Origin of the sequence: Mycoplasmopsis bovigenitalium (assembly GCF_900660525.1) — a bacterium.
GTDB classification, from domain to species: Bacteria; Bacillota_I; Bacilli_A; order Mycoplasmatales; family Metamycoplasmataceae; genus Mycoplasmopsis; species Mycoplasmopsis bovigenitalium.
The window spans coordinates 715,346-729,789 of the sequence record NZ_LR214970.1 but is presented as its reverse complement, the minus strand read 5'-3'; the positions used below and the strand labels follow the sequence as shown (position 1 = coordinate 729,789).

Below are 14,444 nucleotides of genomic sequence, written 5' to 3'. Positions count from 1 at the left end.
ATATGAGGATAGAGAAATATTTATCAAGCATTATTAATAAATCGCGAAGCGAAATAAAAAAAGACATTAAAGATGGCAAAATTAGTGTGAATGGAACTTTAATTTTTAAAAGTATCAATGTTGACACTGAAAAGGATCAGGTTTTTTATGATGGAAAAATTGTTGAATTTCAAGAACATAGATACTTTTTACTAAATAAACCCGCAGGTTATATTTGTGCGAATTATGATCCCAAGCATAAAACTATTTTTGATTTACTAGATTTAAATCCTAATAAATATTTTAGTGTTGGTAGATTAGATAAAGATACTGAGGGTTTATTAATTATTACAAATGATGGTGAATTTAGTAACAGTGTTTTGAAGCCTTCAAAACACGTAGCTAAGAAATACTATATTGAAGTTGATAAAAATATTGATTTTGATATTGAAAAATATAATATGCCAATAAACATTGGTGATTTTGTAGTTGAAAAATATTTATTTGAATATATTGATGAAAACAAATGTTTTTTAACCATCTATGAAGGTAAATTTCACCAAGTTAAAAGAATGATGAAACATTTTAATTTGAATGTAATATACCTAAAACGAATTGAATTTGGCAATTTAGTATTACCTGAAAATTTGAAAATTGGCCAGTGAAAAGAAATCGATAAAAACGACATAAAAAAAATTTAAAAAATATTTTGCATTTTTTGAATTAATGGTAAGATATTACTAGTGGTTATAGCGCAAGGGATCACCTGAATCCATTCCGAACTCAGTAGTTAAGCCTTGTAGTGCCGACGATACCAGAGATGGGAAAATAGGGAGCTGCTTTTTTTTATTTTCTTTTTTGAAAAAATAATTTAAAAATCAAGCCGTATTATCATAATTCTGGCTTGATTTTTTTGTCTTTTTGAATTGTAAAATGAATATATTGGTAAATTATAGGCCTAATTCTTTATCAGTTGGAATATCTAATGCTGATCCAACATATGAAAAGATTTCTGGACTTTGTTTAATGTATTCGCCATTAAGAATTTTTCAAACACTTTCAACTGTGTCTTCAATTTTAACAAATTGACCAGGAGACTTTGTAAAGTGTTCAGTCATGAAGAAGTTTTGAGTAAAGAAGTTTTCCAATTGTAATGCTTTTTTAACTATTGTTTTACTTTCATCATCAAGTTCGTCAAATCCTAAGATTAGAATAACATCTTCAAGATCTTTATATGTTTTAAGAATTTTTTTGGTTTCAATTATTGCATCAAAGTGACGTTTACCAATAATATTTTCATTCACCGAGTTTGATTGACTAGCAAGTGGGTCAAAGGCAGGGAAAATATTTTTAGCTGTTTGTGCACGAGAAAGTACTAAATTGCCATCTAAGTGATTGAAAACTGCAACTGCTGATGGGTCTGATAAATCATCCATAGGCAAGAACATTGTTTGGAACGAAGTAATAGCCCCATTTTCATTTTTGAATAAACGGTGTTGAACATTAGCGACATCACTTTCAAGAGTTGATTGATAACCACCAACAGAAGGTTTTTTACCTAATGATGAACTAACTTCATTTTCTGCTTGAACAAAACGATAAATATTGTCAATAAATAATAAGACATCTTCTTTATCTTGGTCTCTTAAGTATTCAGCAGCTGTAATACCAATTGGTACAATTGACATTCTAGCTCCAGGTGATTCGTTCATTTTAGAAATAAACATAATTGAATTTTGTAATAAATTTGATTCTTTTAATTCATTGTAAAGTTCAATACCTTCACGTGAACGTTCACCTGAACCGATGAAAATGTTACTTGTTTGCTTACTGTTGTTATTTACGTTGAAAATGATTTCTTTCATTAAAACGGTTTTACCAACCCCAGCACCACCAAAAATACCGATTTTATAACCCTTAACAATTGGAATGAAAAAGTCAATAGCTTTAATACCGGTTTGAATTATCTCAGTATTTGTATTAATAAATTTGTTGTGATTAATTGTAGAGTTCATCTCAACATATTTTGGAGTAATTGTTGATTTAAGTAGCGGTTTTCCTTCAAAACTATAAATATTATTCTTTGAATTAACACCAACAGGAACCATAAAACTTTTATTTGTGTTGGTTACTTTGTCATCAAGTGCAATAGGCTGCGCAGCATAAATTACAATTGCTTTAACTACAGTATCAGATACTATTCTTTTTACCAAAAGATACGTTTTTGAGTCATGTAAGGTTAATAAGTGATTAACTTTTGGCAATTTAGATGCCGAAAATTGAATATCTAAAACATCTGAATTAAATTGCAAAATTTTACCAGTCATTATTTATCTCCTAACTCAATAGCTACTTTTTCTAAGTAGTTTTTTGGAAACTCTATAAATTTATTTTCTACTTGAATATTTCAATCAAGACCTAGATAATTTGAGTATTGTTGTAGTGCGAAAGCAAAAAAGTTTTTAGTGATTGAATCATCATATTCTTTGCCACTAATAATGTTTTCATAAGCACTTTTCGCTTCAAAATTAGTGTTGATAATGTAATTTAAGTAATTCATGGCTTTTTGGTGGTCAGTTACACCTTTAAACAAGTTTCATGAAATGATTTTTGAACTCAGCATTATAAAACTATGTGAATATAATGAATAACCTCTTTGTTAGAATAATTTATCAATCATTTTCCCTTTGTTTAATAGTGCAGAAGTTTCAGTGTTAAAGTCATAATCAAGTGTTGCTAACTTTAAATGACGTTTGTATTTTCTGTAAATTTTTCCAATTTCACCGGCAACTTGAGTTATTGTTCTGTTTTGAACGCTTGAACCGGTTCTTGATACTGATAAATCAATATTAATAGCAGGTAATTTACCAGCAGAGAATAAATCGGAACTGGTAACAATTTGACCATCAGTAATTGAAATAACGTTTGATGAAATTAGTGAAGTAATATCGCCATCGATAGTTTGTAATATTGGCAACGCTGTAATAGTTTTACGTCCGACAAAGCTACCTGCTCTCTCAAGAAATTGTGAGTGAGCAAAGAATATGTCGCCTGGCATAGCTTCTTTACCAACTGGCGCATCTGAAAGAAGCGCCATTTCTCTAATTATGTTTGCGTGTTTTGTTAAATCGTCAAAAACAATAAGAACATCATTTTCATATGAAAGATTTTCAGCATGAGCCATTCCCACGTATGGAGCTAAGTATTGGTCGTATGTTGATGTCGCAAATGCATCAATAATAATTGTATTTTTTAATGCATCATATTTTTCAAGAGTTGAATAAATATTGGCAATTTGTTCTCTTTTTTGACCAATTGCTACATAAATACATTTAACATTATTTTTTGCTTGGTTAATAATTGTGTTTAATGCGATGTGAGTTTTTCCAGTTTGACGGTCGCCAATAATTAATTCACGTTGACCCTTACCAATTGGAATTAATAAGTCTATTGAAGTTATACCTGTATAAAGCTGTTCGTTTAGTGTTTTAACTGTCATTAAATCGTGTGCTAATTTAAATATTTGTGTTGATTGTTGGTGTTTTGCAAATTCAGGTTTTCTAGTTGGTGTTGGTAAAACTACGTTTCCTGAGACATCAATTACTTTTCCAAAGTAAATGTCTGAAGTATAAACATTGTAGTTTGAGTTTAATAATTCTAATCGATCACCAATTGAGATATTACCACTTTGGTCGTTTGACAGCAAGATTGCTTTTTCAGTAGTTGCGCTAATTAGAATTAATTGAATGTGAGGCTTGCCAACTATGCTAAACATTTGTTTTTGCGAATAATTAAAATTTCCAGTCACCTCAATCATATAATCAAATATTGATGAAACAATTGGGGTTTTACTAATTTTATTAGTTGTCTTTTTCATAATTTCCTCCTATATAAAGATCAGTATAGATCCAATTATGATTAGTGATAATGATAATGAAGTTAAAACAGCGTATAAGGTTTTTAATTTGTATTTTTTAGATTTTTTGATGTTTACAAGAGCTAATATTATTGTTAATAAAATTAATAGTGAGCCAATCACTGCAATTGAAATACCAAAGATTTCCTGAACTTTATGAACGCTCTTGTTTTGCTGGTTTATTTCTTCTTGCGCTTTTTTATAAGCTTGTGCAAATTCACTTGCTGATTTGTCATCTGAAACTTCTTTATTTTGAGCTAATGTTCTTAAAGTTAAAAAGTTTTCTTTGATTTTAGTTATTTGACTAATATAGCCATTGAATCACTCATTAATTGTGTAGTTATTAACTATTGCAATAGCTTTTAGTTTATGAATTTGTTTATTAACGGTATCAACAAATTTCTCAATTGTATTGGAATTATATTGATCTACGTTAAATTTATTAGCATGAGAATTCATAAATTCAATGTTTTTAAATATGATATCTTTATTATGTCTCAAAACGTCAACTTTATAAGTTTCAATTAATAAGTCATATGCGTTTGGAACAGCACTTCATGAGCTAACTCCATTGAATTTTGAAGCTGCTATGGCTGTTAAAAAGGTGTTGGCAGAATTATTGTATGCATCACCAATAGAAATTTTGCCATTTCTGTATGCCTCACTAAGTTTGATTATGTTTTCGTTCTGATAAATTACATAATTCAATGAGTAAATTGTCTTTGTAAATTGATCAACAAGACCAAAAACAGTATTGATTAAAGTTTGGTTTGCTAATTTTTCATATTTTAGATGTTCATCTAAGCCAAGAGATCCATAGAATTTGAGAGCTATATCATTTATTGCTTTTATTTGTTGATATAAAACTTCTTGTTTGTATGGGTCTTGATTTGATTCTAAATTAAAATCCGTTGTATAAGTACGTTTAAGATTTGGTTTTTCTTTATCGTAGATTGCTACCTTAGCTGATGTTGCAGTCAGTTCCTGAACTTCGTATTGGTATTTTGTGTTGATAGGGTTATTGAAAAAGAATACATCTGCTGTTTTTTGATTTGCTAAAATGTTTAGATTTTCAATTGAATTCGTTGAATATTCAGCACGAATTAAAGGAGTTAGAATAGGCAATGATTCAAGGTTAATTTCAACAGGTGGCTGTTCGACTGGTTTATTTGGAATTAAAGGTGGAATATAAGGAATATCTTTAGGCTGGGTTGGAGTTGGCTCTTCAACTATAAATTCTTGGTTTTGTCTTAAATCAAATTCAATAAAACGAGTTTTAAATTTACTAATAATGTATTCATCTCACGAATTAAAGCCTTTAGGGGTTTCAATAGTAAATACACGCTCGTCTTTATCGTTTATCTTGCCTTTTTTATAGACAAAATCATAGTCTTTACCAATTTTTAAAATATCTGATTCATCAAGGGCAATTGATTTAATTTCTTCAAGCATTGAACTTGTATATTTTTCAATAGCACTTTGAAAGCGTTTTTCATCGACTATGTTTAACTCTTCGGTTATCTTCTTTATTTTGGAAGAATCAATAGCTCTATCATATTTTGTTTTCTCATCATTGCCCTTACCATAAATAATGTTTTCGTATTGCTTGTTGTTAAACTCTACGGTACCATTTATGTATTTTTTTTCTCGAGCAAGAACATATGGAAAAGTAATATACATTCCGAATTTATCGGGATCTTTTTTGATTTCTTTTTTATTGGATTCGTAAAAATCAACAAGTTTTTCAAGGTAAATTTGTTTTGAAAGTCTTGTTTGGTAATCTGTTTCTGTATCTGCTTTGTTTTTTTGGATTTGATCTTTAAAATAACTGATCATTAATCCAATTGATTTATCAATTGCCTCAGAAATTTTTTTGTCATTTTTTTCTTTAAAAGTTGAAAAATTTGGGTCATTTGTTTTAGGTTTTTCTTCTGGTTTTTTATCTTTATTTGCAGTTTCTGATTGCGGTTTGGCTTTGTCGTCTAATTGGGCACTAATAACCATCAATGGTGCGGTAGCTGAAGTGACGAATCCTAGCGAATAAATAAGCTTATTTTTACTCATTGAATTCTCCTTCATACTCAATTAAAGAAAGATTGCTTTTCATTTTCAACTCATATTCTTCATTTTTTAAGTTGTTAAGAAGAGCGACTTCACTTAATTTTAATCCAATATTTTGCAAAGCATTTAAGTGAGAAATTTCTTGGTTTATTTGTTTTAATTCTGACTTATATTTATTTTTTGTTGTTGATTTATCAGCTTTAATGAAAAGCTTAATTTTAGAGAATGTATTGAATGTAGCTTTTTTACCGTCAAAACTCATATTTGAGTTTTTTAGTAAAATATAATATGTTTTTGCAGTGTTTAAATTTTCAATTTTTAACACCGTTTTTTCATAACTTGCCAATGATTTTGATTTAATCAATTTTCAACTGTCTGATTCTTCTATATTGAAGTATAGATTAGCGTTCTTGAAGATTAATGGAGTTGTAGCTATTGAGTTTATTTCAATGTAAATTCCATTTTTATTCATTATGCATCCTCGCTTGTTTTTTTATTTTTTCTAAAAAACATTACTATATCTTCAATTTCTTTTTCGCGCTTAAATTTAATTATTTTCTTAGATAACTTTAATATATCTTCATCTAGTTGCTTGATTATTTGATTAGTAGTGATCAATTTGTTTTTGGCATTGTAAAAGTATGACTCTATCATTAATGCATGAATTGAATTAGTTAAAAACATATTAATTTCACTATCAATAAAAGTTTGTAAGTCAGGAAAAATTAAATAATCTTTTACATTGATATTTTCAATTAATTCATTTGTGTTTGTAAACTTGTAAACATCAAACTTTTCAAGTGGCAATATCGTGAATGCGTCTTTAAAGTTCTTGTTTGAACTTATAACAAAACGCACACTTTCATAATTACCATCGGCATATAGATATTTAACTAAAAATGCTAATTCGTTTTCAAGGTTTTGATTACGTTGTTCGCTAGTGTATTGACGAATAATTTGAAGTTTGTTGTTTTTTCCAAACTCGATTGCTCTATCACCAATTAAGACAAATTCTGACTCATTTTTCTTTATGTTTTTTAAAATCATTTGTTCATAACGAGTGTACGAATCTGTTGAGTGTTTTTGCTCCTCTGTTAAATATATCCAAAGCTGTTTTGGTTTAACGAATAAGGATTTAATTTTTTTAGAAAATGAATTATTTAATATATTTCTGTTCTGAATAAATTTATTTTTAACGCTGTATTCTGTTTTTAACTGTGAAATTAAATGTTTATTGCTTAAAGCGTTTTTTACATAAAACTGCAATTTTTTACTTAATTTCATAATTTCAATCAGCAGAATATTTTTTTCATTATTGACACGTAAATGAATGTTATCTAAGCTTTTTTTCTTTTCTTCAATTTTTTTGAAATGCATTTTATTTCTCGATTCTTGCTAACATTTCATGGTTAAAAAATAGCTTATAAGTTTTTGTTTCAGGTGAAATATAAACAACAATTGAAGGGATTACTTCAACGTATGAACCCATTTCAATTAATTTGGATAGTTCATAGTTAAAACGTTGTAGAAAACTACTCAATTGTGAACTTGTGCTACTAATACGTAAATTTAATGATTCAGATGTAGTGGGTTCTTGAGTAACTAATACTGGTGAAATAGTTTGTAAACTAAATTTGGGATCAATTGCATAAGAGATAATAAAGTTGTTAAAAACCAAATTGTGTTTTTGCGTAACTGCTTGATTAACTAACTCAATAAAAGTTTTGTAAGCTTCGGAATTAAAACCTAAGCCTAATGCAAGTAAAACAGATGAACTCAATTGATTAAATGAGACAAATTTTGGGTTAGACTTTACATTTTCATATTGAGAATTCAAATTGAAAATTTGCAATTCATTGGTTAATTTCAATTGTTTTAGTTCTTTTTTTGATATTGCTTTATTCATTTTCTACACCCCTTTTTGTTTTTCTTGTTTTATGAAGTTTATATAGCACAAATATTAATTTTATTGCTGCCCCAATTAAGATCGCTAGTGTTAATGAGGATTGAACAACAGCAAATATTTGTACTAAATTCAGATCTGAATTTAAGTAGCTGAATGCATAATTATTTTGAGCTTGCATTAATCTTTCAAAACCTAATATTGACATTATGATAATTGAGACCAAGATATTTAGATTTAAGATTTTTAGTGAAAATTTGTGAATTGTGGAATTGTTTTTTAAATATAATCCCATCATTGAAATACTTGCTAATACAGTGATAAATAATACAACTAAATTAATACCATTATCATTGTTATTAAAACTTAGAATCATGAATGAAATTCAAATTAATGACAATAGTGAACCAAAAATTATTGAGTTAGTTAATGTATTTTTTGTTTTAAAAATTCTAACTAAATTGATTACTAAAAATAAAGTTAGTGCTAGGATCGGAACTATTGTAAATAATAAATATAGATAATTTGGTGAAAAATGTACTTTTTCATCAAAATAACTTGATTGTTTAACTTTAATAAAGAAGACACGTAATATTCAAAAGGCGATTGATGCCAATAAAATTAATGTGAAAGATAGTTTATTTTTTAGATATTCACCTTTTAAATTGTTGTTAGCAATTAAAATGATTTTATCTCAAAATGAAAAGAATAAGAGTAGAGATGAACCTATAAATAGTGCAATAATAATTGCTAAATTAGATGCTTTTTTAACTTTAAATAATGATCTAAATCAATCGCTAAATTGATTATAATGAAGAAATAATTGAGCTTCTTTTATTGAACTTTTTGTTCAAATAAAGAAACAAGCCAATATAGCACTTACTAGCAATGCTCTTGCTACTTGAGTAATAATTAAACTTGACACACTACCCATTGTTAATGGGTTTGATTTTCTCTTAATATAATAAGCAAAGATTGCATAAGTTAAATCGAAAACATATAATGGAATAAAGGCATAAAGTAAATTAATAACTTGTTTTCCATCTATGCTTCTAAATGACATAAACAAAACAAAAGCAGTTATTGATGATAGCAAATACCATATAAATCAAGGTAAATAGAATTCGACTTTTTCTTTATTTATGAATAAGTCAGCAAATATTTTGCTTATTGGATAGATAAATAGAAATGATAAAATTGCAATTCTTAGCATTAAGACAAAGTTTACTTCTTTGAATCTTTCAGTTGTAAAGTTAAAGAATATTGCTATATTTACTTTTTCAGATAATAATATTACTTTATCAGCTAAAAGCAGTAATACTATTCCGGCTATAAAAATTCATATAGCAGCAATAATTTGGTAAACTCTTGAAATTCAATTTCTTTTTTGTTTATTTACTAATGTTTGATAATCATCATATATTTTTTTATTTTCAAATTCAATATTAGTCATATTTAACTCCTGTTTGAACCACTATTATTGAATTTGAATTCAACTGGAACATTATCCTTGCTTGCTCCATTTTTAAATAGTCAAGTTTTTATATCCTTATCTTTATATTTTTTAATCAATGAATCTAGGTATGAATTTTTTTGATCTTTGCCACCACCATAAATTAGGTCATATTGAGGTAGGTTGTATGCCCCGAATGCACCTTGGTAGTTATATCCTTCCGAACGCAATGCAGCGACAAAGTCGACACCCGCTCTTTGAAAAATTGTACTATGAACACCAATTACTTCGTTTTTTTGGTTTCTAACACTTGACCCACTAGATCCACCAATAGGAGTATAGTGTCTTAACATGTATTGTAGCCCTGTGTTAAAGTATTTTGCGAGTGTCTTTTTATTATTTGATGATTCATCATCTTTATAAGTTTCGTATAATTCCCGTCCTCTAATTGGTGCAACTATAAAAGCATCGTTAATTCCCGGTTTATCAGTGAATGAACGTAAACCAATTTGGTATGATAAGGAATTACCATTTTTTAATCTACTTTCAGGGAATGGCGGTTTACCGCCTTCTTGAACAGGATCTGCTTCATAGAAACGATAATCAGAGTTAACTCAAAGACTCTGTCATAATTCTTTTTGGGAAATTTGATCATCATCAGTGTATTTTTTTAGGAAATAATCATCTTTTGAAGAAGGGTATCCAACAGCGAATAATTGATCAATATTTTCTGGTTGTGAACCTTTTAGTTTTAGATCTATTGCTTGATAGTTATTTAAATATGATTTCGCTAAAAATTTAACTTTATCTTTGTCATCTCTATGATAATAATCATTTGTTACAAGTTTCGCTAATTCCTCAGCATTTGTTGGGAATGCAGGTGTTTGAGAATTGCTCCATGAGCCAGAATTATATTTAACTAACTTTTCAAAATCAACCTCGATGACCGCAAAGTCAATCATTTCTTCAACACCATTAAATTTTGCTTTATCTCCAGCGCTTAAGTATTGAGTTGGAGATGTTTTTAAATAGTCAATTGCATCAAACACAGTGTCAACCGACTCTTTCATTTGTTCACCAGCTCAACTAAATCTAGTGAAGTTATTATCCATACCTGTAATTCTAAACTTAGACATTATCCCAACATTTTTATTATTGATAAATGTTAAACTCATAGCATTTAACGAAGGTTCTTTCATTAATTTAGCAACGTGTGAGTTTGTGCCAAAGTATCATTTAGTTGGATATTTGCCGTTTTCTGGTAAAACATAATCCATTATTCACATTGTTCCAAATGAACGTCTAGATTTTTTTCTTTCATTCCAAGGTTTTTTTCTTTCAATTTCATAATTATTTTTTTCTTTATTCAGTATTTCTAAGGCTTTATCATAATCTAATGCCTTTAATTCATCTATTTTCTTTTGAACTTCTGCTATTTGACGGTCATACTTTTCGCCAGTTGCCTGTTTATCTAAGTTGTGTGCTCGGTGAACCATTCGCTCTTTTTCAGCATTTAGTTCTTTAATTTCTTCTAATTTTTTATCAACAAATTGTTGAATATATTCATCGAATTTTGGTTTATTCTTTGATGCTTTTCATTCATTTATATTTTTTATATCAGCATCAATTTCGCCAATTTCTTTTGTGAATTCATCTTTTCAATTGAATTCAACACTAAATGTTTCAAGGGCAATTTTCTTGTACATTTCATTAGGTAACATACGAGCTAAACCAGTAGACTTATATCTATCTCTTCCACCTAGATAATCTATATCAGACATAAAGTTCGGGGTAGCGGCATATTTATCTCATGGATACAAAGTAAGACCATCAAATTCACCATTTTCTTTTAATTTTGGTAAGGTATAGCCCTTGTATGCCGCTGATTCATAAGTTGGGATGTTAACTTTTTTTGCCAATTCATTAAATTTATTTGCGGCACTTTGAGAATAATTTAAATCTGGTCTAATTTCATTTATTGATTTATTTTCTCAAGAGCGTTTTACAAGTTCATCATAGGCTTTATTGTCTTGATCATATCTTTGTTGCTGATTTAAATTAATATATTTATCTAGGTCAGAACTTGTGATTTGTTTTTCAGTTCTCGAAGGTAATTGACCATTATCTAAAATACCCATTTCAGTTGTCTTGAATCCGCCAACTTCATATGTTTTATAAATTGCCTTATTATTTGTTTTATTAGTTATTGAAATTATAAATTTAATTTTTCCGGTTGCATTTCTATCATTTTCACCATATACATTTTCTACATTAGCTTCAAAAATTTTTGCAAATTCGGGTTTTACCTGAATTTGAACTATTTCACGATATTTATTTTTAATAGTATCTGCTGTAACATCGGATTTATCTTTCGGTTTTTTTGTAAGTTCGTCAATAATTTTTAGATTAAATGCTTGTTCAAATGATTTACTCTTAAATTCATTTAGTTGTTTATCATTTGATCCATCACCTTTATTTCCACCTGATGGGTTATTATTTTTATTAATTTCTTTTCTACCTGGGTCTGATTTTGATGCACATGCTGCGGCAAAAAATAGCGTTGATAATGCGGTTAGTGAACTAGTTAAAAATAGCGTTAATTTTCTTTTTTTCATAATTTCTCCTAGTAGAATTCTTCATCAGAACTATTATTTGTTTCAACAACTTTAAATCCTGCTGATTTCAATTTTTGTGCTAATGATGGGTTATTAACAACTGTGACTGTGCCTGGAAATCCAGAATTTCCAGCTCTTACAAGTTCAACGAATCTATGTAAATTACTAATTGCCGATGGAGATAAATCACTGCTTGTGATTTTAAAACCAGTTGTTGTTGTATTATTTGAGAAAACAATTTTTGGTGCTTTTTGGCCTGCGGGTTTTGCAAAGTTTTCAAAACCAGCATTTGCTAGGTCTTCATCACCTATTTCATATGTTGATTTATCATTAAAGAATTTTACAGTTCAAACCTTTCTGGCAGCATTTTGTGGTTTGTATTTATCATAGAATATCAATCCACGCAATGTTTTGATTGACGGTGCCCTACTAAAGTCTAAATCCGTTGGGTAACTGTTATTACCTTCGTTGTGGTCTGGATTAAGACCTGGACCAAATCCTCCTTGGAAAAATGGCCAGTTGTTTCTTGAGTAATATGCCATTCTTAATCCATCATTTATACGTTCAAATGGATCACTAGCATCTTTTTTATAGTCAGATTCTTCAAATGCCAACGCGTTGAATGTAATTCTTGTAGCAATTGGAGCACCTTTTTGATAGCTTCAACTTACGTTATAGTCATTAGTGTTCACTCATTCTGTTTTAAAAACCGCTCAAGGGTTTATTGATCATGATTCTTTTAAAGAGTTTCCAAGAGTGTAAAGTGACAATTCTTTAATTTTTTTATGTTCTAAAGCAATTAGTGAACCGGTATTTGTTGCTTTATCACTGAAATATAGTTCAAGTTGTTGAATTTCATTTGGTAAAGCTTCAAGAATAGGCTTGAATTTTTGAGCAGAATCCTTTTCACCCATGTTTTGTATTCTAAATGAAGTAACATTAATATTTTCTTTTTTAATTTTTTTAATTAATTGAAGAGTTTTATTGTAACCAGAGTAATTAGCGGCATCGATTTCAACTACAAGACCTTCATTAATTTGTTTTGGATCGTTAACTTTATTTTCTCTTTCCATTTTTATAAGTCTAAACCCATCTTCGGCTTTAATAATGTCTTTAAATCTTTCATCACTTAAAGTAACATCGGTAGATTTTCATCCTGGGTATCTTCCATATCTAATATCATCAGGTGTTCTGCCATATGGACTGTCATAACTAAATGTACGTCTATTTTTATTGTCATTAACCCTACGACCAATTACGACATTATGGCCCTCAGGAGGTGAGTATGCATGAGAGTCTAATTCACCGTTTTCGTTGATGTATGCATTATTAGGATCTAATACATAACCTTTTTTCAATTGTTCTTGAGCAGCTGATGAAAGTTTATTTAGTTTTGATCAGTCTAAATTATTATAAATTCATAGGTATCTATGTTCTTTTCCTTTGAATTTATTTTGTGAAATCATTGTGTCATATTCTGATTTTTTATCATCTTTTAAAAATTCTCTTATTTTAGGCGAATCAAATAATCTTTGTCATTTATAGAATTGGTTTGTTCAATAATCTTGATTTTGCTTTATGAATCTGTCTAAACCATCGGGATCTTTTGATAAATCAATACTTAAAGCATTATTAACCATACTTTTTGATCAATCTGAATTTAACCCTTCTTTTTTGCCTGTTCCTATAGTATCTTCAATTGATTTCTTGATTAATTCTGGTGTAACCTCGATGCTAATTACTTCGGGCACTGTATGATTTATATAATCACTTGATAATCCCTTATCACGATCATAACTTGGAATTTGTCTTGGTTGCAATGGTTTTACGTCCCCATAAACTTTAATACCATTAACAGTAATAGTTTGTTTTTTTGGTTCTTCCACTTTTGGCTTAGGCTTAGGTTCGGGTTTAGGTTCGGGCTTAGGAATTGGCTTAGGCTTCGGCTCTTCTTTCGGTGGCTCAACTTTAATTATTGGTTGTTTTTTAGGCGGTTCTTCTTTCGGTGGCACAACTTTTGGCGGCTCTTCTTTTTTAGGGATTTCTTTTAAATTCGTGTCAGCATTAGAAGGTATTGTGTTAGTTAAATCTAAATTGTCCTTAGCAACTAAATTATTCCTTGCATTAGCTGTTGTTCTGTAATCAGTTTTATTTCTATCATCGCTATTAGCTAGATAAACAACAACTCCAATGGCTGTTGCACTTAAAACAGTGCCTGATAACGATAAAGCTAATATTTTATTTTTTTTGAACATATTACACTCCCTCTAAGTGGTGGGTTTATTTATTACAACAAAATAATACAAAATTAAATTAATAATAATTTAATAAAAATATTAAATATTTACATTTTTTCTAGTAGATTGCAAAAAAAAAAAAAAATAAAGGGATTTTTTGTGTATTTTCAGAGATGTTTTAACTAAAAACACATTTTTAGAGCAAATTAGCATCTTAAAAGTTATGGAAACGTTCCATAATTAAAGCATATTTAGAGGTTGAATTAATAAAAAAATAGAC

At 28.9% G+C, this 14,444-nt stretch carries 9 protein-coding genes, 1 rRNA gene and 1 pseudogene; 2 read left to right on the top strand and 9 right to left on the bottom strand.

All coding sequences use genetic code 4. The features are described 5' to 3' along the window. Positions 1-2: 2 nt before the first annotated feature. Both EXC34_RS03175 and rrf read left to right on the top strand, forming a co-directional pair. Positions 3-680, top strand: a complete 678-nt coding sequence (locus EXC34_RS03175) for a pseudouridine synthase (RefSeq protein WP_129687869.1) — start codon at positions 3-5, stop codon at positions 678-680. A gap of 38 nt (positions 681-718) precedes the next feature. Beyond that, positions 719-824: ribosomal RNA gene (gene rrf, locus EXC34_RS03170) — 5S ribosomal RNA — on the top strand. A gap of 105 nt (positions 825-929) precedes the next feature. On the opposite strand, the gene EXC34_RS03165 is transcribed toward rrf, so the two are convergent. The 9 genes and pseudogenes from EXC34_RS03165 to EXC34_RS03125 form a co-directional block, all read right to left on the bottom strand. Next, positions 930-2,306 (bottom strand): MSC_0618 family F1-like ATPase beta subunit, encoded by a 1,377-nt coding sequence (locus EXC34_RS03165; RefSeq protein ID WP_129687868.1) that lies wholly within the window; start codon positions 2,304-2,306, stop codon positions 930-932. Continuing rightward, a pseudogene (locus tag EXC34_RS03160) lies at positions 2,306-3,856 on the bottom strand (MSC_0619 family F1-like ATPase alpha subunit). The gene EXC34_RS03165 and the pseudogene EXC34_RS03160 overlap by 1 nt, the downstream one beginning before the upstream one ends. Before the next feature lie 9 nt (positions 3,857-3,865). Continuing rightward, positions 3,866-5,959, bottom strand: coding sequence for an MSC_0620 family F1-like ATPase-associated subunit (locus EXC34_RS03155; RefSeq protein ID WP_129687867.1), 2,094 nt, complete (start codon positions 5,957-5,959; stop codon positions 3,866-3,868). Further along, entirely contained in the window at positions 5,952-6,428 is a 477-nt protein-coding gene (locus EXC34_RS03150; RefSeq protein ID WP_129687866.1) for an MSC_0621 family F1-like ATPase epsilon subunit, read from the bottom strand. Before EXC34_RS03150 ends, EXC34_RS03155 begins: the two co-directional genes overlap by 8 nt. After that, positions 6,428-7,333, bottom strand: coding sequence for an MSC_0622 family F1-like ATPase gamma subunit (locus EXC34_RS03145; protein WP_129687865.1), 906 nt, complete (start codon positions 7,331-7,333; stop codon positions 6,428-6,430). Before EXC34_RS03145 ends, EXC34_RS03150 begins: the two co-directional genes overlap by 1 nt. A 1-nt stretch (position 7,334) precedes the next feature. Further along, a complete protein-coding gene (locus EXC34_RS03140) occupies positions 7,335-7,862 on the bottom strand; it encodes an MSC_0623 family F1-like ATPase-associated protein (protein ID WP_129687864.1) in 528 nt (175 codons plus the stop codon). Next, entirely contained in the window at positions 7,855-9,312 is a 1,458-nt protein-coding gene (locus EXC34_RS03135) for an MSC_0624 family F1-like ATPase-associated membrane protein (protein WP_129687863.1), read from the bottom strand. The genes EXC34_RS03140 and EXC34_RS03135 overlap by 8 nt, the downstream gene beginning before the upstream one ends. A 2-nt stretch (positions 9,313-9,314) precedes the next feature. Then, positions 9,315-11,927: an Ig-specific serine endopeptidase MIP gene (gene mip / locus EXC34_RS03130; RefSeq protein WP_129687862.1), complete on the bottom strand. Its 2,613-nt coding sequence runs from the start codon at positions 11,925-11,927 to the stop codon at positions 9,315-9,317. A gap of 8 nt (positions 11,928-11,935) precedes the next feature. Then, entirely contained in the window at positions 11,936-14,182 is a 2,247-nt protein-coding gene (locus tag EXC34_RS03125; protein WP_129687861.1) for a putative immunoglobulin-blocking virulence protein, read from the bottom strand. Positions 14,183-14,444: the final 262 nt, after the last annotated feature.